The sequence below is a fragment of the Thermococcus onnurineus NA1 genome (genome assembly GCF_000018365.1).
GTDB lineage: Archaea > Methanobacteriota_B > Thermococci > Thermococcales > Thermococcaceae > Thermococcus > Thermococcus onnurineus.
On sequence record NC_011529.1, the window covers coordinates 583553 to 606745 of the forward strand.

General features: G+C 51.6%; 25 protein-coding genes. 11 read left to right on the plus strand and 14 right to left on the minus strand.

Annotation, left to right across the window (positions count from 1 at the left end; all coding sequences use genetic code 11):
- Positions 1-22 precede the first annotated feature (22 nt).
- The 3 genes from TON_RS10095 to TON_RS03245 form a co-directional block, all read right to left on the minus strand.
- On the minus strand, positions 23-1093 hold the full coding sequence (locus TON_RS10095) for a hypothetical protein (RefSeq protein WP_148202363.1): 1071 nt from the start codon (positions 1091-1093) through the stop codon (positions 23-25).
- 122 nt (positions 1094-1215) lie between these two features.
- Positions 1216-2238, minus strand: coding sequence for a M42 family metallopeptidase (locus tag TON_RS03240; protein WP_012571586.1), 1023 nt, complete (start codon positions 2236-2238; stop codon positions 1216-1218).
- 53 nt (positions 2239-2291) lie between these two features.
- Positions 2292-3176, minus strand: coding sequence for an AEC family transporter (locus TON_RS03245; protein WP_012571587.1), 885 nt, complete (start codon positions 3174-3176; stop codon positions 2292-2294).
- Between the two features lie 123 nt (positions 3177-3299).
- Between TON_RS03245 and TON_RS03250 the strand changes: the two genes are divergently transcribed.
- From TON_RS03250 to TON_RS03270, 6 genes are all read left to right on the plus strand, one after another.
- On the plus strand, positions 3300-3704 hold the full coding sequence (locus TON_RS03250) for an ArsR/SmtB family transcription factor (RefSeq protein ID WP_012571588.1): 405 nt from the start codon (positions 3300-3302) through the stop codon (positions 3702-3704).
- Positions 3701-5032, plus strand: a complete 1332-nt coding sequence (locus TON_RS03255; protein WP_012571589.1) for a hypothetical protein — start codon at positions 3701-3703, stop codon at positions 5030-5032. The genes TON_RS03250 and TON_RS03255 overlap by 4 nt, the downstream gene beginning before the upstream one ends.
- 94 nt (positions 5033-5126) lie before the next feature.
- Positions 5127-5807, plus strand: coding sequence for a DUF4097 family beta strand repeat-containing protein (locus TON_RS03260; RefSeq protein WP_012571590.1), 681 nt, complete (start codon positions 5127-5129; stop codon positions 5805-5807).
- On the plus strand, positions 5797-6075 hold the full coding sequence (locus tag TON_RS10565) for a hypothetical protein (protein WP_012571591.1): 279 nt from the start codon (positions 5797-5799) through the stop codon (positions 6073-6075). Before TON_RS03260 ends, TON_RS10565 begins: the two co-directional genes overlap by 11 nt.
- A 73-nt stretch (positions 6076-6148) precedes the next feature.
- Positions 6149-6454, plus strand: coding sequence for a DUF4097 family beta strand repeat-containing protein (locus TON_RS10570; RefSeq protein WP_012571592.1), 306 nt, complete (start codon positions 6149-6151; stop codon positions 6452-6454).
- Positions 6455-6526: 72 nt separating this feature from the next.
- Positions 6527-7762, plus strand: coding sequence for an MFS transporter (locus TON_RS03270; protein ID WP_012571593.1), 1236 nt, complete (start codon positions 6527-6529; stop codon positions 7760-7762).
- Between the two features lie 11 nt (positions 7763-7773).
- On the opposite strand, the gene TON_RS03275 is transcribed toward TON_RS03270, so the two are convergent.
- Positions 7774-8289 (minus strand): cob(I)yrinic acid a,c-diamide adenosyltransferase, encoded by a 516-nt coding sequence (locus TON_RS03275; RefSeq protein WP_012571594.1) that lies wholly within the window; start codon positions 8287-8289, stop codon positions 7774-7776.
- Between the two features lie 138 nt (positions 8290-8427).
- Between TON_RS03275 and TON_RS03280 the strand changes: the two genes are divergently transcribed.
- Complete coding sequence (locus tag TON_RS03280) at positions 8428-11067, plus strand: DUF4350 domain-containing protein (protein WP_012571595.1); 2640 nt, start codon at positions 8428-8430, stop codon at positions 11065-11067.
- Between the two features lie 57 nt (positions 11068-11124).
- Here TON_RS03280 and TON_RS03285 read toward each other — a convergent pair whose 3' ends face one another.
- Both TON_RS03285 and TON_RS03290 read right to left on the minus strand, forming a co-directional pair.
- Positions 11125-11952 carry a translation initiation factor eIF-2B alpha/beta/delta subunit family protein gene (locus TON_RS03285; protein WP_012571596.1) on the minus strand — a complete coding sequence of 276 codons (828 nt, stop codon included), beginning with the start codon at positions 11950-11952 and terminating at the stop codon, positions 11125-11127.
- An 83-nt stretch (positions 11953-12035) separates the two neighbouring features.
- Positions 12036-12794 (minus strand): molybdopterin-binding protein, encoded by a 759-nt coding sequence (locus TON_RS03290; protein ID WP_012571597.1) that lies wholly within the window; start codon positions 12792-12794, stop codon positions 12036-12038.
- 154 nt (positions 12795-12948) lie between these two features.
- Between TON_RS03290 and TON_RS03295 the strand changes: the two genes are divergently transcribed.
- Positions 12949-13953 (plus strand): phosphorylating glyceraldehyde-3-phosphate dehydrogenase, encoded by a 1005-nt coding sequence (locus TON_RS03295; RefSeq protein WP_012571598.1) that lies wholly within the window; start codon positions 12949-12951, stop codon positions 13951-13953.
- Between the two features lie 69 nt (positions 13954-14022).
- Here the strand turns inward: TON_RS03295 and TON_RS03300 are convergent, their stop codons facing one another.
- The 4 genes from TON_RS03300 to glyS form a co-directional block, all read right to left on the minus strand.
- Positions 14023-15135 (minus strand): aromatic amino acid transport family protein, encoded by a 1113-nt coding sequence (locus TON_RS03300; RefSeq protein WP_238516416.1) that lies wholly within the window; start codon positions 15133-15135, stop codon positions 14023-14025.
- Positions 15136-15233: 98 nt separating this feature from the next.
- Complete coding sequence (locus TON_RS03305; protein WP_012571600.1) at positions 15234-15518, minus strand: DUF167 domain-containing protein; 285 nt, start codon at positions 15516-15518, stop codon at positions 15234-15236.
- On the minus strand, positions 15515-16021 hold the full coding sequence (locus TON_RS03310; protein ID WP_012571601.1) for a DUF402 domain-containing protein: 507 nt from the start codon (positions 16019-16021) through the stop codon (positions 15515-15517). Before TON_RS03310 ends, TON_RS03305 begins: the two co-directional genes overlap by 4 nt.
- A 37-nt stretch (positions 16022-16058) precedes the next feature.
- Complete coding sequence (glyS, locus tag TON_RS03315) at positions 16059-17762, minus strand: glycine--tRNA ligase (RefSeq protein ID WP_012571602.1); 1704 nt, start codon at positions 17760-17762, stop codon at positions 16059-16061.
- Between the two features lie 149 nt (positions 17763-17911).
- Between glyS and TON_RS03320 the strand changes: the two genes are divergently transcribed.
- The 3 genes from TON_RS03320 to TON_RS03330 all read left to right on the plus strand — a co-directional run bounded on the left by TON_RS03320 (position 17912) and on the right by TON_RS03330 (position 19844).
- Positions 17912-18148: an LSm family protein gene (locus tag TON_RS03320; RefSeq protein ID WP_012571603.1), complete on the plus strand. Its 237-nt coding sequence runs from the start codon at positions 17912-17914 to the stop codon at positions 18146-18148.
- A gap of 24 nt (positions 18149-18172) precedes the next feature.
- Positions 18173-18361 (plus strand): 50S ribosomal protein L37e, encoded by a 189-nt coding sequence (locus TON_RS03325; protein WP_012571604.1) that lies wholly within the window; start codon positions 18173-18175, stop codon positions 18359-18361.
- A gap of 115 nt (positions 18362-18476) precedes the next feature.
- Positions 18477-19844: an MATE family efflux transporter gene (locus TON_RS03330; RefSeq protein WP_012571605.1), complete on the plus strand. Its 1368-nt coding sequence runs from the start codon at positions 18477-18479 to the stop codon at positions 19842-19844.
- Positions 19845-19874: 30 nt separating this feature from the next.
- Here the strand turns inward: TON_RS03330 and TON_RS03335 are convergent, their stop codons facing one another.
- The 4 genes from TON_RS03335 to TON_RS03350 form a co-directional block, all read right to left on the minus strand.
- Positions 19875-20969 carry a VIT1/CCC1 transporter family protein gene (locus tag TON_RS03335; protein ID WP_012571606.1) on the minus strand — a complete coding sequence of 365 codons (1095 nt, stop codon included), beginning with the start codon at positions 20967-20969 and terminating at the stop codon, positions 19875-19877.
- 84 nt (positions 20970-21053) lie between these two features.
- On the minus strand, positions 21054-22187 hold the full coding sequence (locus TON_RS03340; RefSeq protein WP_012571607.1) for a tRNA (guanine(10)-N(2))-dimethyltransferase: 1134 nt from the start codon (positions 22185-22187) through the stop codon (positions 21054-21056).
- A 32-nt stretch (positions 22188-22219) separates the two neighbouring features.
- Positions 22220-22486, minus strand: coding sequence for a 50S ribosomal protein L35ae (locus TON_RS03345; RefSeq protein ID WP_012571608.1), 267 nt, complete (start codon positions 22484-22486; stop codon positions 22220-22222).
- 48 nt (positions 22487-22534) lie between these two features.
- Complete coding sequence (locus TON_RS03350) at positions 22535-23191, minus strand: HAD family hydrolase (RefSeq protein WP_012571609.1); 657 nt, start codon at positions 23189-23191, stop codon at positions 22535-22537.
- Positions 23192-23193 lie beyond the last annotated feature (2 nt).

The following is a 23193-nucleotide window of genomic DNA, read 5'->3' on the forward strand; positions in this document are numbered from 1 at the left end:
ATTTTACATGCTATAGTGAAATTTATCCGTTTTCACTGGATCCAAATAAATCATCAATTTTATCGGCAATATCTGAAGTAATATTTTTCAATGCCACAGTCTCATTTTTAACGAGATTTATAAAAGACTCTGAGAATTTTTCAAGCTGCTCGCGATCACTGGTATTGGATATGAGGGAATAAACCATTGAAGGGTTGTTTCCAAATTCATCAAGGTACTTGTTTATCAAGCCTCTAAACTCCCAGTGGGTAACACTCATTGCAACTTTCAGAGCAGTGACACCTCCATACCTATATATTACGTGGAACAACCGAGTCTTCCAGAAAAGTTTGCCAACAACTTTATAGGATACTTTATACGTTAGATTCTCCTTAATGAAGACTATTTTAAGCACCACAATGAATAAGCGCATGTAAAACTCCGTATATGTATCTCTTTTTCCTAGCTCTACTTTTCTCGCAGACTCTATAAGCCCATTATAATCGTTGATAAGACCACACGCCATAATCATGTTCTCAACACTTGAAGGTTCCACTTTTCCTATGAATTCATCGATCTCCTTATCGTTCAAATAGGGAAGTTGTACTTCGTACTGTTTTAAGATGCCTTCTGCGAGGTTTTTGTACTCATGAAGAAGAACGTTCAAATTGGAAACATTATCGTGGTATCCCATAAGATCCCCGTATTCCGAGATATTGTCACATTCTGGAAGCTTAGATAGATTTCCAATTTGCATTGCCAACACTACAGTTAAATTGTCATAACCATATTTGGAGACACTCTTATTTAGACTCTCAGTGAAATTTTGGACCCATTCCCTAAGGTTTGCTTCTTCTTGAGCAGTTAGGTTCAAATGGATGGAACTATCTTCTTGGAAAACAGTATTCTCTGTATCATCTGACAGTTCCAAAGGAAAAGGATCAGAGGAGCTTTTCTTGGATGTTGTATTACAATGTTCAAATTCTGATGTTATTGGAGAAGTTAATGTTGATCTAGGAATGCTGTCTCTCTGTATACATCCTCCCATGGCAGTTGCTCCAAAAAGCAGAAGTATAATGACCACTGAGGCCCACTTTTTCATTAGATCCGTCACCAGAAGCAAAATTGGGTCGCTCAAGTATAAAAATTTTCTTTTAACATAGTCATATGTAACGAACAAGTTGGTAATACACTCATTAAAGGTTCTAGATAAATTGGGAAGAAATAGAAGTACATTCATTCAAGGCGGTATTTACTCTCAATGTATGCCCTCACCAGATCCTTCGTCGCCTTAAGCCCCTTGACGTGAGTCCTCTCCATGCCGTGGCTGGCATGAACTCCCGGCCCGATGAGTGCAACCCTGACGTCCCAGCCCGCCCTTAAGGCCGCTGAACCGTCGGAGCCGTAGTAGGGGAAGACGTCGATGACGTGGGGGATTTCATGCTTCTCGGCCAGCTCGATAAGCTTCGTCGTCATGCCGTAGTCGTAGGGGCCGCTTGAATCCTTAGCCGCTATTGAAACGGCAGTCTCTTTGCCAGCAACGCCCTCGCCAACGACGCCCATGTCCACGACTAAAAGTTCCTTCATGCTCGGCGGATAACCCGCCGAACCACCGTGGCCGACCTCCTCGTAGGGCGAGAAGAAGAACGCCACGGGGAGCTTTTCGAGGGTTTCCGCTCCAAGGTCAAGCATGAGGTCCATCATAACCGCAACGCTGGCCTTGTCGTCGAGGAAGTGGGCCTTGACGAAGCCGTTGACGTACTCAAACTTCGGATCGAAGGCTATGAAGTCCCCGGGCCTTATCCCGAGCTTCTCGGTGTCTTCCTTCTTCTCGACGAGTTCATCAAGGCGGATGTACATGTTCTCCTCTTTGCGTTCCTTCTTTCCTGCCTCCTTATTCACGTGAACACTCGGGTTCCTAAGGAGTAGCGTTCCGCGGTAGCGCTTGCCCGAGCGGGTGATTATTGTGCAGTACTCCCCTTCAAACGTCGGGAGGAGAAGGCCGCCGATTCTGGTGAAGCTCAGATGCCCGTTGGGAAGTATTCCCCTCACCATCGCCCCGAGGGTGTCAACATGGGCCGCTATCACAAGCTCCGGCTCCGAGTGATTGCCAGCTATCAGAGCCCCTTTGTTGGTGTAGTACGTCTTTACGCCGTTCTCGTTCAGGAGCTTCTCAATGTGGGCTAAAACCTCCTGAGTGTATCCTGTCGGGGAAGGTATCTCCAGAATCTCCTTGAGTATCCTAACGACTCTCTCCATATTAATCACCGCTGGAGATTCATCGCTGAGATTTAAAACCCCACTGGAGGTCCTCAGACCCCGAGTGCCCTAAGAACCATGAAGAGCCCGATAGCTGTCAATGTCAGTACAAAAGTCACGCTTATTGCCTCCTCCGCTTTGAGCTTATACTGTGCCAGAATAGCGTTGGCCGCTATTGCTGGCGGCATCGAGGCTTCGACAAGAACAGAGTAGAAGATGTCTTTACTAGCAAAGTGCAGAGTAAGGAACACGAACAGGAAGGGCACAACTATTCTGAACGTTCCAACTTCCAAGAGCTTCCTCACCTCAAAGCGGCTGAAGGTAATCCTCGATCCGAAGTAGATGAGAAGCAACGGGATGCTCCACCAGCCAATGGTTTTTATCGGTTCAAGGATGACATCAGGAACTCTCACTCCTGCTATCACAAGCCCCAGGGCGAGCAGGTTTGCCATAGTCGGGGGGAACTTAAGGGCCTTTAGAAAGCTCTTCTTCACCGAGGCTCCGCCGCTGGAGTAGTGGGCGGCTATGAAGGTAACGATTGGAAGCACTATCATAGAGTTGGTGGTGGAGTATAGTATCGCCGGCGTTATGTCGTCAAGGAAAAGGCTCGCTATGGGGAAGCCAAGGGCAGCGGTGTTCGGATAGATGGAAAGCACCATCAGCGCACCTGCCCACAGCTCGTCGCTTTTCAAGAAGAGGCGGCCGTAGAGATAGGAGAGACTCAGACTGAGACCAACGATAATGAACACGTACATAAAAACTGTCTTTATGCTGAGGAGATAGGCTAGATCCTTGCTTGCCACGTTGCCGAAGATAAAGAGGGCCAGGAGAAAGTCATTTACAAGGATTCTAAGGTAGTTGAAGGGCTTCTCATCCTTGAGGACGAGCTTAAGGACGTAGCCGATGATTATGAGCGCGAGCATCTGGACGATGTTCATGGAGACGATTTAGATTTGAGCGTTAAAACGTTTTTGGCATATTGAATCGATAAATTTTTATATACTAAACGAACTAGCTAAGTACAGAGAATTGTACTACAAAAATCTGTACCTGGTGGTAGCATGGAAGACCTGAGAACCCAGCTCGAGGAGCTGAAGAAGAGGTTGGAGGCGCTCGAGGAGAGCATCGACCCCGTAGACGAGGTCATGCTCTCCATCAAGATGCGCCTCAAAAAGAAGCTCGAGAGCCTTCCAGAGCTCGACGAGGAAAAGGCAGCAAGGACGCTGAAGGCTTTGGCAAACCCTGATAGGATTAGAATCCTCAAGATGCTCTCCGAGAGGCCAATGGGCTTCAAGGAGATAAAGGAAGCGCTGGGTGTGGAGAGCCCCACCGTTTCACACCATCTCAAGCTTCTCGTCAAAACGAGGATGGTCAGGAAAGGTGACAAGTACGAGATATCGCCCGACGGTCGTTTGTTTTTGCGTTTGCTAGAGATAATTACTGCCCTTGAGGAGGTGGAAGAATGAGTTATGTGTTTGGAACTTGGTCCTTTGAGGAGGATAGTCTGAGGTTTAAGATTGCCGATTTACTCAAAAAGCTGACGGCAGTGTTGCTCATAGTGTGGCTCTTTAAGGGGCCGCTTAAGCTTGAGGCCTACAACGAATACATAGTCTGGGGAATAATAGCTTTGATATTCGCCTTTGAGTTAATGAGCGTCGGCAAGTGGTTCGGAGTAACCGTTACAGGGCTCATCTTTGCTCTCTCCAAGGCATTCTTCTGGACGGCGCTGTTCCTGTTCTTCGGCAAGTGGCTCGGTCTGCCGGAGACATTTCAGGGTGACGAGGCCATATTAACCGCCAGTACGGCCTTTGCCTACGCGGTAGTGCTCGGTATAGCTGGCCTGCTCGTCGGGAAGACTGGTTTTGGAAAGATGAAGTCCAAGAGGTGGTTCAAGGTCGAAAAAAAGGCCTATGAATTCGGCGGAGTAGACCTTGGCGACGTTAAGGTTGACGGAACGGGAAAGGCCTACCCTGTCCTGGTGGGCAAGAAGAGGGTCGGCTGGGTCATTGATGGAGAGGTGGAGGTAGAAGCAGAGACCCCAATAGGTAAAGTGCGTAAGATTCTTCACTCGCCCGTTGTGGTCTGGACTTCTCAAAAACTCGCGGAGACAAAGGTGGAAGCCGACCCAAGCTTTGTCGAGCGCGTACAGGCCCTCCTCAACCCGGACAAGCTCTACAAGAACAAGGAGAGCGCTAAGGTCGTTGACCTCGGGATCATCAAGGTCTACGAGGGGGACGGCTTCCAGTACGTCAAGTTGCCGTTTATAGAGGTCATTGAGACCCCCCACGGCGAGCGCGTGAAGGTCGGTCCAATCCGCGTCCATGAGGGCAGCGTCGTGTCTCCTCTTGAGGACATGGTCACCATCAGGGAGCTTGGCAACGGCTTCCAGCTGACGAAGGCGGGAGACAGACTCGCTATCCAGACGGACGAGTACACCATCGAGGTCGCTGGGAACAAGGTGACCTATAGGAGCGGAAACGAGGTTTTGAAACTCTCGAAGGACTACGTCTCACTCAAGTCCGGTGAGATTTCAATAACCGTCGGCAAGAACAGGGCAAAGTTACGGATAGACGACACCATAATTTCCGCCTCTGATGGGAAGGTGCGCATAAGGGTCGGTGGCAAAAGCTACACAATAGAGAACAAAGGCGCCTGTAACCTGGTTATCCGGAAAGCGAAGGACATCATAGAGGAACAGAGTGTAGAGCTGATAGAGGGCCTTGGAATCAATAGAGCAGCACTGAACAGGCGCGTTAAGGAGCTGATAGATGAACTGATGGAGCATCTAGGGTGAGGGCTGTGACATCGCGCCCAGAAAAGGAGAGGAGCGAAGGGAACCCAAGAGAGCACCCTCTTGACTTTCATTTCTACCTTCCGGAGGGATGGCTGTGAGGTTCGAGAACGTTGAAAGGGTCTGGATAAATGTGGCTGATGCTGAAATAAATGTCGAAGAGTCGGAAGGGAGAGCCGTCGAGGTCCAGGTTAGCCCTGAAAATAGGCTAACAATCTCAAAGGATGGAAACTTGCTTAATATAACGGTTCCGCTGGGCCAGAAGTTCAAGAACCTCCTCAAGAAGGATAATGGAAGTACAAGGGTCTCGCTAAAAGTACCTAAGAGTGTCAAAGTGGAAATTGCCGTGAAGAGGGGCAAGGTTGATGCTGAAGACGTGAGAATCTCCAAACTCCTGCTCGGGGAGGGCGAAGCTGAACTCTCCCGCTGCACTGTTGAAACGATAAACGTGGCGACGGCAGTTATCAGAGGCTCTGTTAGGGTAAATGGCGACATGAACATTGTGACCGCGGCGGGAATCATAGACCTCTCTATCACTGAGCTTGAGGGGGACGTGAACTTAATGGCCGCGACAGGAAGTATAAAGCTAACTCTCCCGGGGGATGCGGACGCGAGAGTTGTTCTAAACGACGGGAAAGGTCTCATCCCTGGAAATATCATACTTAAGGGCATTAACCCTGAGGATCCCGTTCTTGGAACCGGTGAACGCAAGATAATCGTGAATGTAGCCGCTGGAAACGTGGTCATTTCAACAGAAGGTGGGGAAGATGATATATGAAAACGTCAAGAAAGTTGAGATAAAAGTCGTTAACGGTGTCATTACGATAGAAGGCTGGGATGAGAACTTCGCCGAAGTGGACTACACCGTTCACGGTGAAGTGGAGGTCATTATCGAGCAACTGGAAGACAAATTGGTCATCGAGGAGAAACCCAAGGGAATGCCCCTCAACCTACGGAACAAAAGTGGATGGGCAAAGATTGAAATCATGATTCCAAAGAGTGCAGTTATAGCTGCAAAAAATGTGAACGGGACCCCTCCGGGCTAAAGATGTGTGCTTTGGCAGTGTTGTGACTGTCAATGGAAAAATGAAGCTTGAGGACTGTGAAATCCGGGAGGAAATGAAGACCGTGGACGGTGAAGCCAATGCCACGTTGAAGATCATGGAACCGGTAACCATCTCCACCGTTAACGGGGAAATAGAGCTTACCATTGAGGAGCTTAAGGACAACTTGGCCATGAAGACCGTTAACGGTGACATAAGCCTGAAGCTCACAGACTTCTGCGATGCAAGGATAGTGACGAAAAAGGTAAACGGGGACATCGAGCTGATTGGGATCAACCCAGAAAACCCAGTGATCGGAACCGGCGAATTCGAGGTGAAGGTAACGACTGTGAACGGCGACATAAAGGCGGTGCTTGTCTGACCCCTACATCTTTTCACATTGCCTAACACGATTGCCGGTTGTCTAATTACACCGCTTGGGTGAGGGATGACTATGAAATTAGGCCCCAACAGGAATTTCTGGCTCTTCGCGGTCGGCCGCTTCATCTCGCAGCTCGGCTGGGCGGTGCAGGAAGTCGCTTTGCCGCTCTACGTGCTCGACCAGACCCACAGTGGTGGCATGATGACACTCTTCGTTTTAGCGGACATCATCCCCTCTCTTATTATAATGCCGTTCGCGGGTGTGATAGGTGATCGCTACAACAGGAAGAAGCTCATGGTGGGCTTTGACCTCGCGAGGGGAGTTCTCCTCTTCGCGGTCATAGCGTTCAACTTCCTCGGCATCTACCAGCTACTCACAATTCAGGTCGTCATGGCGGTCATGGGGACGTTCTTTGGGGCCGCCACGAGCGCGATGTTTCCGGATCTCGTTGAGCCTGAAGAGCTGGAGAAGGCAAACTCCACGGTGAGTTCGTTCTCAATAATAGCGAGGCTCGTTGGCCCGGCCTTGGGTGGCTTCATCTACGCCTTCGGCGGAATAAAGCTCGCCCTGCTCATAAACGCGGTGAGCTTCTTTGGCTCCGGACTGTTTGAAGCTCTAATACACTACGAGTGGAAGACAAGGGAGCTTGAGAGCGCCAGACAGGTCATCGAGGACATAAAGGAGGGAATAGCGTTCCTGCGCTCCAGTCACTACCTCATGGTTCTCATGTTTTTCGCCCTCTTCATGAATGCACTCGGTCAGCCCTTCGGCGCGGTTATAATGCCCTACTCCTTTAGGGAGATCCTCAAGTTTTCCAGCCAGCAGTTTGGACTGCTCGAAAGCGCCTTCATGGGCGGCATGCTCCTCGGCAACCTCCTCATAGCCGTGAAGCTGAAGAGGCCGGGTAGGCTGTTCTTCAAGGCGCTTGCATTCAACGGCGCCATGATGTTAGTCTTCATATGGGTGGTCTCGCCTTATGCAGAGCTTGCCACGACCATTGCATTCTTTACCCTCGCCGGAGTGTCCATATTATGGGGCTTTAGCAACGCGCTGATTAACGTTCCCCTCAACGCTAAGATACAGCGTGCTATTCCCACAGAACTCCGCGGTAGGGTTTTCTCCGCCCTTGCCCTGCTCATAAACCTATCCGCGCCTCTCGGCCTTGTGGTTGTGGGGGCTCTGATGGACCGCCTCCCTGTCTGGCAGATAAGCGCTGTCCTTTGGATTATGATGGGGGCCGTGATACTCTACTACTACATCGAGCACAGGGAGACCCTACTCAGGGAGCAAAAATACGGAGAGAGCTGAAGCGGAGAGAGCTACTTGACCTCTTTTATCTTTCCCTCCCTCTTTTCTATTGCCCGTGCCATTATGAATAACAGGTCGCTGAGCCTATTAAGGTAGATGAGGGCGCTGCTTCCAAAGCCGTAATCAAGAACGAGCCGTGCAACGGCCCTCTCGGCCCTCCTTGCAACTGTCCTGCACACATCGAGCTTGGCGCTGGCGATGGTGGAGCCCGGCAGGACGAAGGCGCGGAGCTGGACTTCTTCTTCATACTTATGAATAAGTTCCTCAAGCCACTTGACTTCCCCTTCCCCGACCTTTTTGTACTTGCCCTTACTGGCTATCTCAGCCATGAGCGAGTAAAGCTCGACCTGGATTTTTTCTAGTACCTCTGCCATCTCTTTGGGCACGTAGTGTTTGGCCTCGCCCAGAAAGCTGCTCAGCTCGTCTATGGTGCCGTTAGCTTCCATTATGGGTGAGTACTTCGCAATTCTGTCGCCTGTAAAGAGGCCTGTTAAACCCTTATCACCGGTTTTGGTCGTTATTGGCATGGGATCACCGAGGTGGGTATTGTGTGACCAAGTTTTATTAATTTCGGAATTTCTGAACACGGTGAGTGATAAATTGTCGGAGTAAGTTATGGAAAAACTTATTTATACATGAACGCCGTTTCTGATTAGGTGGTTCACATGAAAAGGTGGAGCTTGGTCTTAATGGCACTGTTGATTCTAAGTCTAGTACCGGCGTGGGCGATAAAGCCGGTGCAGGCAGCCACGTATGTTCCAATCCAAGAAATCCAGAGCAACACTACGGACGGTGACGCCTCTGCCTATGTCGGCCAGATTGTTACTACGAGGGGAGTCGTCACGGCAGTGACATCAAAAGGCTTTTTCATTCAGAACGGTACTGGCCCATGGAGCGGAATTTATGTCTATCTGGGAAGCAGCCCCAATGTTAATGTGGGTGACTACGTGGAAGTCACAGGCACAGTAAAAGAGTACAAAGCTACTTGGAGCGATAGTCGTGGATTTACTGAGATTGGCTATGTGACATCAATTACAAAGCTTGGAGAAGCTCCTGTACCAGATCCAGTGATCCTCCCAACGGGCGATGTTGCCCAGGAGCAGTGGGAAAGCGTTCTCGTCAAGGTTGAAAACGTTGTCGTTACCAATCCGGATCTTGGCTACGGTGAGTGGGAAATTGACGATGGGAGCGGACCGGTTAGGGTTGATGATCTGATTTATGCCTACACCCCACTGGACGGTCAGGAGCTCGAGTACGTCACCGGTGTTGTGTACTATTCCTTCGAGAACTTTAAGATCGAGCCTAGGAGTGCCGACGACATAGCGCTCCCGCCCGAGTACCAGCCCATCAAGGAGATAAGGGAGAACTGGGAGACCGGCAAGCAGGTCGTCACCAGCGGAATAGTCATAGGCACCAAGTACAACGGCTTCTTCATCCAGAACGGTACCGAGCCTAACAGCGGCATATACGTTTACGTTGGCAAGTCCTTCGCCAGGGACGTCAAGCCGGGTGACGTGGTTCAGGTCAACGGAACGACTGCCATGTGGAACGGCCTCTACGAGCTGGATGACCCATCTTACAGGGTCATTGGACACGCCGAGGTGCCTGAGCCGGTCGTCGTCAAGGCCGGAGAGATGAACGACGCCTACCAGAGCATGCGCGTCAAGCTCGAGTGGATCAGGGTCACCGACGTCAACGGTTCCGTCATAACGGTCGAAGATGACACTGGAAGCCTCGTTCTGTACGACTACTACGGCATAATGGATGTCGTCCCGGGCAAGATTCTGGAGCACGTCATCGGTATTGGGTACAAGTACGGGGTTATAGAAGTCTACCCGACCGATTATAAACTGTACATACCGCCAATTGGGATATCCAATGTCGTTAAACCGAGCTACGCCATAAAGGGCGTCCCCATGAAGTTCAAGGTCACCGTCGTTAACAACGGCAATGTGACCGACAACATAACCGTGGCACTCTATGCCAACGGCGCCTTCGTCGACAACGTCACTTATGAGATAGACGTCGGAGAAAGCGCGGTTTACGAGTTCACCTACGTGTCCGTCGAGCTGGGTGACCTCAAGATCGACATACAGGTTCACGAGAGCGGGTGGGGAATCATCGACGAGAGGATCTACGAGTACAAGGTCGTTCCCCACCCCAACGTCGTCGCCTACGGCTTCACACCTTACTACGAGAGACTCTATATCAAGGAGGAGAACAACCTCGCAGAACTCTACGAAAACTTCACCTACACCGTTAACAAACTCAAGCAGTACGGGGTTGACTTTGGAGACCTTGAACCAAAGATTCAGTGGATAAACGAGACCATGAAGGAGATACAGCGGGAGTACAGCATCTATAACAGCCTCAAGGGTCTGCTCGTCCAGCAGAATCCATACAGAGCATCCTACTACTATCCAGTTATGGTGCACATCAGAAAGGCAGCGCTCATGAGCAAAGAAGTCATGCAGGAGATAGAGTTTGTCCTGCCGCACCTCCAGGACGTTCTTGAGGAAGTTGAAGCAACATACCAGCCACCCACTCCAACGCCCGGAAACGAGACCAACATGACCCAGCCAGGTAACATAACCATCACCATCACCAAGGTGCTAATCGACGCCTCTCACGGCCAGTACTACGTTGAGGAAGTCGGCGTTAACGGGCTCGCCGAGAAGGTCAAGAGCGATCTAGGCTGGGAGGTAGAGATCAACAAGCTACCGCTCACCTACGACCTGCTTAAGGAGTACGACGTTGTGATAATCCTCAACCCGAAGGAAGACCTAACTCCAAACGAGGTGGCGGCACTTCAGGAGTACGTCGAAAACGGTGGTGGGCTCTTCATAGCTGGAGACTGGTACAAGTACTCCAACGTCGAGAGCCTCAATGCCGTGGTCGAGAAGTATGGCATCAAGTTCAACGCTGATGAGCTTATGGACGATGATGTGAACAGCGGAAGGCCGTACTATCCGTTCGTTGGAATCTACAACACCGCCCATCCGGCGATGAAGTTCGTTCCTGAGGCCTGGAAGACCTACTACAACGGCCAGACCCTTACCATCAGCGGCGAAGTTACCTGGTTGATCAAGGCATACGACACCTCATACTCCGTCGATGCCAACGGAAACGTGGTTAGGGGCAAGGGCACAAACCCGATAGTCGCGGCTGCCGTAGAAGCCGGAAACGGTAGAATAGTTGCCTATGGCTCGAGCAAGGCCATTAGTGACTCCTACTACGGCAAGTACATAGACAGCAACTGGCCGTTCGTCAAGGGCGTCCTTCTCTGGCTGGCCCACGAAATTTGATTTCTTTTCTTTCCTTCCGTTCTTTCTAGATTGTGAAGATGACAAGAAAAGAGGACTTTAAATCTCCTTCGGAGGCACCAGAATTCCGAGTTCAGTTACTATCCCCCTAACGTATTTCCAGGGCGTGATGTCAAAGAGATAGTTCCTGACGCGGTAGCCCTGTCTCGCGTAGGGTCTCTCGACTATTTCAACCTCCTCGGAGTTCAGCTCAGGATGGAGTTTAAAGCTCTCCGCCGCGACGTAGAAAGGAACGCCATTGTCATGACAGGCTAGGGCAAGGAGGTACGTGCCAGCCTTGTTGACAACCGCCCCATCACGCGTAACGTTATCGGCACCGACGAAGGCCAGGGTGGCTTTTTTGACAAAGATGCCTATCTGAGCGTCGGTGATAACCTCGAAGGGAATTTCTAAGGCCTCAAGCTCCCCGGCTAAGGCCAGCCCCTCGTAGTCCGGTGCGCTCTCCGTTAGAATTACCTTGAAGCGCTTGCCCTTCCTCTTCGCGGCCTTAAAAATCTCCAGAACAGCCGAGGAGAAGGAGTGGGTTATTATTACCTCATTCTCGTCTATCAGCTCGCTCCCGATGTTGCCGATCTCCCTTTTGGCTTCCTCGCTCAGGCGGATGAATTCCTCGGCCTTTGATATTACAAGGTCGGGGTTATCCGTGATGGGTATGAATCTGGCCAGGTTGTAGAGTGAGGCCATCGTCCTGTTCACGGCAGGAATCTCTTCTCTCATATCCTTAAGAGCTTCTCGTAGTCCATCGCCGCTTAAAAGCTCAGCGAGCTTTATATATACTTCTGCGCCTCTCTTGGCCAGGTAACTCGCGCCTCTTATGCGCTCGGCCCGCATCTCTTCGAGGATGGAGCGAATTTCCGGAGGAAGCATGGCTCACACCACAACAGCGGTTGGTTCCCCTTCGGCTGGATTTGACCCGATAGAATTGCCCGTTTATCCTTATCACTCTTTCGCTACCAGCCCTCCTCGAAGCGAATGCCTCTCTCCTCCATGAAGGCCTTGGCCTTTTCTATCTCCTCTTCGCTCTCTCCGAAGATGATTATCCCAATGTATTTGCCGAAGCCCTTTGGCGAGGAGTGTATTCTGACCTCAAAGCGCTCCAGCGTCTCGATGAGGATTGGAGCCAGCTTCGACTCATCGGTTATTTCTGCCAGAAGCTTCCTCTGGATGAACTTTCTCTCCCCAAGCCTCGGAAGAACCTCCTTTTCCAGCATCGCCTTCATCTCACGCGGCATCCCGGGAAGGACGAAAATCTTAACACCCCCGTGCTCTATGAGCGCCCCAGGTGCGGCTCCCTCGGTGTTCTCCAGGGGGACGGCCCCTTCCGGAAGGTAGGCCATCTTTTTCCTCCCCTCGTTCAGCTTGGGGTCATCGATGTAACCTTCCTTATAAAGGCGCTCATAGAATGCTTTAATTCTTTCAATGCAGGGCTCACAAAGGGTTAGATTCTTCCCGAGGGCCTCGGCAACGGCAAGCATAGTCACGTCGTCGTGGGTTGGTCCCAGACCTCCAGAGATGATGAGAACCTCTGGTTTCCTATCTAGGATCTCATGGATAACCTTCTTTATCTCCTCAACGTCATCGCCGACGGTGGTTTTTCTCCTCACCCAGTAGCCCCTCTCGGTAAGCTTCTGGGCGATAAAGGCCGAGTTGCTGTCCACAGTGTTTCCGGTGAGGAGCTCGTCTCCTATAGTCAGGATTTCGGCGAACATGTCATCACCGCGGGATATTTTGAAGCCCCCCTTATAATCCCAGCGGGGGAAGTTTTCTATCTATATGTCAAAAATTTCTTTCTCGACGTTGTTTTTCACCACGAGTGAAAACAAGGCTTAAGTATTTCACAGCCATAAAATTCTTGGTGGTATCATGAAGGTTAAGGTGGGAATTAACGGCTACGGAACCATAGGAAAGCGCGTCGCTTACGCGGTCACTAGGCAGGACGATATGAAGCTGATCGGAGTTACCAAGACAAAGCCAGATTTTGAGGCTTACCGGGCTAAAGAGCTCGGCATTCCAGTCTACGCTGCGGGTGAGGAGTTTTTGCCGAGGTTTGAGAATGCTGGCTTTGAGGTCGCCGGTACGCTCAGCGACCTGCTGGAAAAGGTCGACGTCATAGTCGACGCCACCCCTGGCGGCATGGGAGCAAAGAACAAGGCAGTTTATGAAAAGGCCGGCGTCAAGGCCATCTTCCAGGGCGGCGAGAAGGCAAGCACCGCGGAAGTTTCCTTCGTAGCCCAAGCTAACTACGAGAAGGCCCTCGGCAAGGACTACGTTAGAGTCGTCTCCTGCAACACCACCGGCCTCATAAGAACCCTCAGCGCAGTTCAGGAGTACATCGACTACGTCTACGCCGTGATGATCCGTCGTGCTGCCGACCCGAACGATATCAAGCATGGACCGATAAACGCCATAAAGCCGAGCGTTACGGTTCCGTCCCACCACGGACCGGACGTCCAGACGGTAATTCCGATAAACATCGAGACTTCAGCTTTCGTTGTGCCAACCACAATAATGCACGTTCACAGCATAATGGTCGAGCTGAAGAAGCCGCTCGAAGCAAAGGACGTCATAGACATCTTCGAGAACACCACGCGCGTTCTGCTCTTCGAGAAGGAAAAGGGCTTCGAGAGCACGGCCCAGCTCATAGAGTTTGCAAGAGACCTTCACAGGGAGTGGAACAACCTCTACGAGATAGCCGTCTGGAAGGAGAGCATAAGCGTCCGCGGAAACAGGCTCTTCTACATCCAAGCGGTCCATCAGGAGAGCGATGTAGTACCTGAGAACATCGATGCGATAAGGGCTATGTTCGAGATGGCCGACAAGTGGGAGAGCATAAGGAAGACGAACCAGAGCCTTGGGATTTTGAAGTGAATCTCTCCAATTTATCCTTTTCTAGTTCTCCATATATGAATACCTGCCCTAGGGAATAAAAAGAAAGGTTCAGACCAGTGACACCACTGAATATATGAAAACTAGGAAGAAAATCGCTCCAACAAAGTAAGCAACGCCGTGTGGAATCCTCACACACTTCGGCGGGCAGACCTTCTTCGTTTTGACGTACATCGCCACCGGCAGGATTCCCGCGTAGAGAAGGCCGCCGAATGTTCCAGCGAGCCAGAGGGCGCTGACGAAGCTCTTCAGACCGGCAAAGTATATCAGCAGGGGCGGAACCACCGTCAGGAGCCATGCACTTCTCTTGTCAAGCTTGAAGGCCTCGCGAAGGTTGTCCATCTGGGCGAAGCCTATGCCGATGTAGCTCGTGCTTATGGCCGCGAGCGGAAGGATAAGACCGAGCACCTTGCCTAAGCCACCATAGTAGTCTTCGAGAGCCGACGTGGCCAGCTGAGGGGTGTTCCCTCCTAGCGCACCAACGAAGGCAAAGACAAAGAGAGCGTAGAATGCCATCGGTACAAGATAACCTATGAGGACGGCCTTTTTGGTCTTCTCCACGCTTTCGAGCCCCTTATACATCTCGGGAACAACCATGTGACTTACGTAGGCAAAGATGGCGACACCTATCCCGGAGACCAGGGCGGAGGTATCTACCGTTGCCATGTTCTCAACGTTCACCCTCGGCAGCATCAAAGCCACTGCAACTGCCAGCGCACCAAGCAGGAGGAAGTTGAACATCAGCTCTGCCTCGCCCGATGCTTTGAGGCCCATGAGCACGATCCCGCTCATAATCATCCAGAAAAATATAGCGCAGATGGATCTGTCAATTCCAAGCAGAGAGGATAGTATGTCACCGCTTCCAGCGATGTAGGCTATGAGAGCTCCATAGCTGAGAACGGATATGCTCGCGAGCATCAGCCAGCCGCCCGCCTTCCCAAGCGTCTCTCGCGCAAGTGAAGTAAGCGTTCCTCCCCTCTGGACGGCCAGCTCAAGCACGAAAAGGGCTGTGAGGAGTGTGAGAATGCCAACGGCGACGATAATTGCTATTCCGGCAAAGCCCGCATTCTTAAGCGCGTACGGCAAGCCCAGAACACCCGCCCCGATTTGAGTCCCAATGAGTATAGCACTTGCCTCTGCCAGCGTGAGCTTTTTCATGACCATCACCGAGAGATGAAGAAAGGTTCATGAATTTAAGCGTTGCTCTGAAAAAAGGTGTTCGCCACTGGTACCTGAAAAAGAGTAGAGAACAGACTTGGACGTTAGAGTCCAAGTTTTTTAAGGACTTCTTTGCTGGAAAAACCCTTAACCAGGAGATCTTTCTCACGAGAAGTTCCACCCCGAATTATTTCGACCTCAGTCCCAAGCATCTTGGAGAAGAACCTGACTACTTCTTTATTCGCCTTTCCTTCCACTGGTGGGGCTTTGATTTTGACTTTAAGCCTACCACGCCACTCATCAACGCCTTCAATCTCGTTCTTCTTCGCCTTTGGCTGGACGTAAAGCAGGATTACAGCGCCGTCCTTGGTTTCCCTGATGAACTTCATTCCCGACCCTCCAGCCTGTACTCCCAGACCATTTTCGGTGGAAACTCACCACGCTTAAGCTTTTCGAGTATCTCCCTCGCGATGCGGTAGGCGAAGTCGAAGGTCTCCCTGTCAATCAGGCCGTAGTTGAGGGCCATCTCAAGCTCGTCCTCGTCGAGAAGAAAGGCCTCGCCACCGGGAAAGACAAAGATGTCGAGAAACAGGTCAAGCATCTCTATCGTGTTCCCTTCGCGCTTCGTGTAGGCCAGAACGTCGATGTAGAGGCCTTTGAACTTACCGTTTTCGTCATAGACCTTCAGGATGTCGTAGTTCTCACCAACGAAGGCGAAGTAGACCATCGTGTAGCCGTTCTTGATGACCTCAACGCCGTTCACCCTGAGAGGAACGAGCATACCCTCAAAGCGGGATTTGGCCACGATGACGTCCCCTAAGTCAGCCACGACATCATCATACCTCTCAAGAACCCTGTTCGGAAGGCGACGGTAGATGAGGTGGATCTTCATGAGAGACACCAGAAAGGATATTAGAAAAAAGAAGAACTCACTCCCCAAAAATCAGTTCTCTCAGCTTCTCCGGGAGCTCCTCTATCTTCACCCTGACCTGCTCCCTCGTGTCGCGGTCCCTGATCGTTACCGTGCCATCCTCGGGTGTCTGGTTGTCTATCGTGACGCAGTAGGGCGTTCCAATCTCGTCGTACCTGATGTAGCGCCTCCCTATCGTGTCCTTCTCGTCATACACCGCTATGAAGCCCGCTTTCTGGAGCTTTCTAAACACCTCGTAGGCTATACTCTTGAGCGGTTCCTTCGCAACGAGCGGAAGGACGGCAACTTCAATCGGTGCCATGTCCTTCTTGAGCCTGAGGTATGTCCTATCATCCTCTATGACGAGAGAGTTCTCGAGGAGCAGGTAGAACGGCCTGTCGATACCAAAGCTTGGCTCGAGGACATGGGGCACTATCTTCTCGCCAGTTATCTTCTCCTCGACTTCTTTGATTATGAAGTCATCCTTCTCAAGCTCGTAGCCCTCGATGGTTATCCTGCCGTCCCTCTCCAGCACATCCACCAGGTTCCTGAGCTTCTCCTCGTCCCAGCTCTGGATCAGCTCGTTTATCCTCTTGGCGTCGCCTTTGAGCTTCGGTCCGACACGCTTCATGTTGAGGCTGACAACCAGGCGTTTGACTATCTTTGGTTCGTCATAATGGATGAGGACGGTTAAATCTGCCCCGCTCATCTTCATGTGCTTGCTGAGGTCATAATCTCCACGGTATGCTATGCCGACGCACTCCACCCACCCAAAGCGCTCGCTGTGTATCTCAACATCCCATGTGTCGCTGGAGTAGTGGGCCCTCTCCTCGGGTAGCTGCTGGCGGAAGCGTATGGCACTCTCGGGAATGCCTATGTCGAGGAGAACGCGCTTGACCATAACCATGTAGTATGCGAAGAATGTGTTCATGATGTAGCCCTTCTTGACTGCCTCTTCAGCCGTCATCTCGATTTCCCCGAGGTTCTTGAGCTGGTTCTCTATCGGATAGAGCCTCAGAACCTCGTCCTTGACCTCGTCGAAGTGCGGATGTTCAGTCTCCTTCGGGTTGAAGAATATCTCCGCCTCGGCCTGCGTGAACTCCCTCAGGCGGAGCATTCCCTGTCTCGGTGAGATCTCATTACGGTAGGCCTTGCCTATCTGGAAAACGCCGAAGGGAAGTTTGTTCCTTGCGAAAGCGTTTAGGCGCCTGAAGTTCACGAAAATGCCCTGGGCCGTTTCAGGCCTCAGATAACCCTTCTGGTCGCCGTAGGGACCGATTTTAGTCTCGAACATGAGGTTGAAGTACCAGACATCGGAAAGCTCACCGCCGCACTCGGGGCATTTTATGTCGTGCTCCCTTATGAGCCGGGTCAAATGGTCGGCACTCATACCCTCGGTGTCTATGCCGAGGGCCTCCTCAACGAGGTGGTCGGCCCTGAACCTGGCGCCGCACTTCCTACACTCAACAAGCGGGTCAACGAACTTGTCAACGTGGCCGCTCGCTATGAAGACCTTTTCGGGGGTTATGTCCGGGGTTTCAAGCTCGAAGAAACCCTCCCTCTGGAAGGCTTCCCTTATCTTCTGCTCTATTTTGCGCTTTATTGTAGCCCCCAGAGGACCGTAATCGTAAAAACCTCTCGTACCACCGTAGATTTCAAAGCTACCCCAGGCAAAGCCTCTCCTCCTCATGAGGTCCTGAAGAATCTCGTACTTATCCGCCATACTCACCACCTGAAACTCAAGTAAGGGATTTTCATAAAAACCTTTTGGGCGTTCGTTCGTCTAATCGTCAAGATAGGCAGAGGGAAAGAGTTATAAACCGATTGCCTCGTTATGGCTATGAGCTTTGATTATTTGGGAGGTGCGTGAAAATGGCGGAAAGACCACTCGACGTTATCCACAGGTCCCTCGATAAGGACGTGCTCGTCATCCTGAAGAAGGGGTTCGAGTTCAGAGGCAAGCTCATCGGTTACGACATTCACCTGAACATCGTCCTCGCCGGTGCCGAGATGATCCAGGACGGCGAGGTCGTTAAGAAGTACGGTAAAATTGTTATCAGGGGAGACAACGTCCTGGCAATTTCCCCGGTTGATGTTGGTGTTGAGTGAGCTTGAGTTTAGCGGGGTGATACCATGGGAAGCGGAACCGCGCCGAAGGGCAGGAGAAACCATACTCCCACTCACATCAAGTGCCGCAGATGCGGTAAGAGGTCATACAACATAAAGAAAGGCTACTGCGCCTCGTGCGGCTTCGGCAGGAGCAGGCGCATGAGGAAGTACAGCTGGTCCCACAAGTGGAAGAAGAAGAGGAACCTCCTCTGAACTTTTTTCTCTTTCCTTTAGTTCGGTCTCTTCTCAGTGCGTATAACAAATCATACTATAGACCACAATCCTTTTAAGTTCCTATATTAGTTTTACCGTTTAGAGGGACGTCTTAATGATGTTGAATGAGGATCAGCGAAGGCTATGGAAGCTTGCCTGGCCGGCCATCATGGGCAACATATCCCAGACCCTCCTCAACTTAGTTGACATGATGATGGTCGGCCAGCTCGGGGCGCTTGCCCTGGCCGCAGTTGGCCTCGGTGGACAGGTCAGCTGGTTCATGATGCCGATTATGGCAGCGGTTGCGACAGGAACTCTTGCCCTTGTAGCGCGTTTCGTTGGGGCAAGGAACGCAGAGAACGCGACTTTAGCTCTGGAGCAGAGTATTTACCTGTCTTTTCTCCTTGGAATCCCCGTGATGCTCTTCGGCTGGTTCTTCGGCGATGACATACTCAGGATAATGGGCGCGAGCGATAATGTCGTTGAGCTCGGCTACGAGTACATAAAGGTGCTCTTTGCCTTCTACCCCATAAGGTTCGCGGGATTCACGGCATTTTCGGCTCTGAGGGGTGCTGGCGACACAAAAACGCCTATGAAGCTTGGAATACTCATGAACATTGTCAACGCGATCCTCGATTACCTGCTCATCTTCGGAGAGTTCGGTTTTCCAAAGCTCGGTCCGGTCGGAGCGGCGTGGGCTTCCGGAATCGGCATAACGACGTCTTTCCTCATCGGGCTCTACCTCCTCTGGAGCGGAAAACTGGTGCTCCGGTTCAGGCCTAGCTGGTCGTTCCATGTAGAAATGGCAAGGAGAATCCTCCGCATAGGCATCCCCACGATGGTGGAGCGTGGCCTATTCAGCTTCTACAACTTCCTCTACATGAGCATAGTGACGCGCTTTGGAACCATCGCTTTGGCCGCACACCAGGTCGGCCTTAGGGTGGAGAGCATAGCCTACATGCCAGCCTTTGGCTTCAACGTGGCCACGGCCGCTTTAGTTGGCCAGAGTCTCGGTGAAGGAAAACCAGATAAAGCTGAAAAGACCGTCTACGAGGCAATTAAGATGGTCAGCCTCTTCATGACGACGATGGCGGTAATCCTCATAGTCTTCCCGCGCTATCTGGTTATGCCCTTCATAAGCACGAGCGACCCGAACTACGAGGAAGTCCTCCGCCTCGCGGCAATATATCTAATAATCGTCGGTATAAGCGAGATACCCCTTGGCTGGCTCTTCGTCCTCGGAGGTGCCCTGAGGGGAGCGGGAGACACCAGGAGTCCTATGTACATAACCGCGGTGAGCAAGCTGCTCTTCAGGATAGTCCCAGCCTATCTGCTCGGTTTTGGCTTCACAATAGGTTCGTTCCACTTTGAAGGCCTCGGCGTTATAGCGGCGTGGATAGCCATGAGCCTTGAGACCTTCACAACAGCGGCACTCTTCTGGTTGGTGTTCAAGCGTGGAAAGTGGAAGTACGTGAAGGTGTGATTGCCTGAGAAAATCCAAAGAGAAGGAAGTTTAAAGTGCCGAAACGTGGAACACTGCCTCCATCAGCCTTCCGAAGAGGTAGCTCAGGAACGCTGCACCGAGACCCGTTGCAACCATCTCGGCGACCTTCTTCCTTATCGAGATTCCTGATAGGAGCGATATGATGGTTGCCACTATCGCCAGGGCAGAACCGGCCAAGAGTATTGAGAACGGCAGAGCCGTTAGGGAGCTTGAAGCGAGGAAGTACGGCGTGACCGGGAATGCAACGCCTAACAGATAGGATATTCCAGTGTAGAGCGCCGCCCTTATCTCGTTTTCCTCTGCCTCTGGAATGAGAAGCTTCATGATGGCTTCGCTGTTGTTAGCGAGTTCCTTGGCAACTTCTTTGGCAACTTCCTCGGGCATGCCGCCTTCGGTGAGTTTATCAATGAGCTCTTCCATGGCCTTCTCAGGAGAAACCCGGAAGAGAACCTCCATCCTGTCCCGAATTGCCTCCTTAATCTGCCTCTGGGAACGGACCGAGACAAAGGTTCCTATCGCCATCGAGAGTGCCCCAGCAACGCCGACGATGAGACCACTTATTCCGACGAGCTGGGGATTGTTGGGGTAGACCGCGGAGAGACCTGTTACAGCACCAAGGATCTCAACGAGACCATCGTTCATGCCAAGAACTAAGTCGCGCGTGTTTTCGACGTGGAAGCGCTGCTTGCTCTCATAGAAGAACTTCTCGTGCTCCAGCTCGTCGAGAATGACCTCTTTTATTTGCTCCATCTCTTCGGGAGTAAAGCGGTCAGCGTAAGTCGTGAGGTACCTGAAGTACTTCTGAATTGCACTGTTCTCGCCCATCTCAAGGAGGGAAGCGACCGAGCCAGGACCGAGTATCTTCCGGAGCAGCTTGACGCTCCAGATGGTGAGCCTCTTAACGCTTGGCTTCGGGACTTCTCCGCCGTGCTGTGTTATGAAATCATACCAGAACTTAGCGTGCTTTGATTCTATGTTCGAGAGCCTGAGAAACTCCTTCCTTATTTCGTCGTCCTTCTCTATCTTTGCCAGCTGGGCGTAGAGAACCGAGTCTGCATACTCGTCCTTGTAGAACTCCTTCGCGAGTTTAAGCATCTCGTCCATTTGCCCACCTCCGTAAGAAATCCGAAGAAAAGTTAAAATGCCTATCGGAAGGTTGAGGAATTCCGATCGTTCTTCAATATGAAATCACTGAAGTTCCCTCAGCGCCTCAAGCACCTCTTCAAATGGTGCGTCCGTTTTAAGGGCCGTCGGCGAGAAGTGCGTCCTCGTTGCCTTATAGCCCTTCTCGTAGAGTATCTCGATGACTCCAGCGAGCTTCCTGACCTCAAGCCCGTGCCTCCTCGCTACCGCGTGGGTGTCGTAGAAAAATGGGACTTCAAGCTCGTCTTTTAAGAGTCCCAAGAATTTCTGTGTTTTTTTACTTCCGAGTGGATGTTCAGCACTCAGCCTATGAAGCTCCTCGACGAACTCCTGGTTCTTCAGCGGGCCAAGCCACAGCGGCCCATGGGCGGTGGCTTTCGATGGGAGGAAGGTGTTTTCAAACTCGAACTTTCCGCTCTCGTCTTGGTAAAGGTAGCCAAGCTGCTTCATGCTTTTATCTGCCGTCTTTGCTCCGTTCCTCAGCTGGAGGAAGGCCCTGAAGTAGTGGTCACGGTAGTAGGCCAGAAGAACCTCAACGCCGAGGTCGTATTTGGCAGCGTACCTGACGAGGGTCCCAATGAGGATCCTAAGGCCTGCCTCATGGCAGAGCTCGCCCCTTATGGGCTCTGCAAGGTATTTGCGCAGGCAAGCGTTCCTGTAGGCTCCGCAGAGGACTCCAGTGTCGGTCGCAGTGATAGCCAAAACGCCGCGCCTTTTTACGGCTCTAAGAGCCGAATCAAGGAACTCCATCGGCGAGCCGAATGGGTCCAAGTCAACGAAGTCGAAGTATCTAAACTGCTCGTTCATCAGCCTGTTAGCGTCGGCGTTGGTTACAACCAACGTTTTTTCTCCCTCGAGAACGGCCATCTTCCCTTCGATTTCGAGCTCTCCGGAGAAGTTCAGTTTCACGTTATCGACTATAAGCCTGAACGCATTGGGATTTATGTCGTTGAGCCATATCTCCCCAGCAGGGGTTTCGAGGGCGTAGCGGATGCCTCTTATCCCTGTCGCAGAGAGCGCATCAAGAACGCGCCTGGAGCCGAGAGCCTTCAGAGCAAGAACGCTTATGTCTCTGTTCAGAGCCATAAGGGGATTGTAGAAGACTGGCGCATCGTAAATCCTCTCGGCCTTTGGAACCAAAATCCTCGCGAGACCTTCCCTCACTTCCTTTAGCTCCATCATCTCACCAGAGAAAGAAAAGGTTGGGGGGTTTAAAGGATTTCGACGTAGTCGCCGAGGGCCTGTCCGGGAAGGCCTGGCTTGAAGTAGGCCTTGACCTCACCGCGGTTGCCGTGAGGTTTGAGAATCTTTCCAACCATCTTCTTTCCGGTCGGCGTCCTCCAGACGACCTTCCTGCCGATGAGCCTGGCAGCCTGCTCCCTTCCGTCAACGCCGAGCGGCTTGAGAATCATGTGGTGGTTGTCCTGGTGTTCGTGGGTACCGGCGTAGGCAAGGACGATGGCCTTTCCACGTGGCATCGCCCTCACCTCCACCGAAGGGGGTTCACTGGAGGGAACTTTTAAGCTTTATCCTTCAAACCCGGCGAGCCCATCATCTATATCAAGTATCTCCCTAATGTCCTTGATTTTGACGAAGTTCTGCCTCTCGAAGAGCAGAGCCACGTCGCTCTTGTAGGGAGAGGCCTTCTGGACGAGGAGTGTGTTATCATCGAGGATGTAGGTGAACCTTCCCGGGCTGTCATCAACCCACACGAATGGCTCATCAGGATAGAGCGCCCTGAGGGTCTCGAACTTCTGGAGCATGTCCTTCGTACCCTTAAATGTTATAACCTCATCGAACTCGTCGTACCAGTTCGTCTTCTTCATGAAGATGACCTTTCCGCCTGGATAAGTGTGCTCGCCAGAGAAGCTTATAACGCGCCTTCCGCGCTTTCTCAGCGTTCTGATTACCTCCTTCGCGAAGGGGAAGTCCTTAATGTACTTCGGCATCAGCTTGTAGTACTCGTGTATCGTTCCCTGGGCCACCAGCTCGTGGATGACGCCAAGGTACTGGTAGGTCAGCTTGCCCTTGATGAAAAGGAAAAGTGCCTTGTAGTACTCGTCATAGAGGTCGCTCTCTATCACGGCGGGAATGGTTTTCTCTATAGCTATCGTGAGAGCCTTCTCAACGGCACCCGTGCTGTCAACGAGCGTCCCATCGAAGTCAAAGAGGTAAACTACCATGA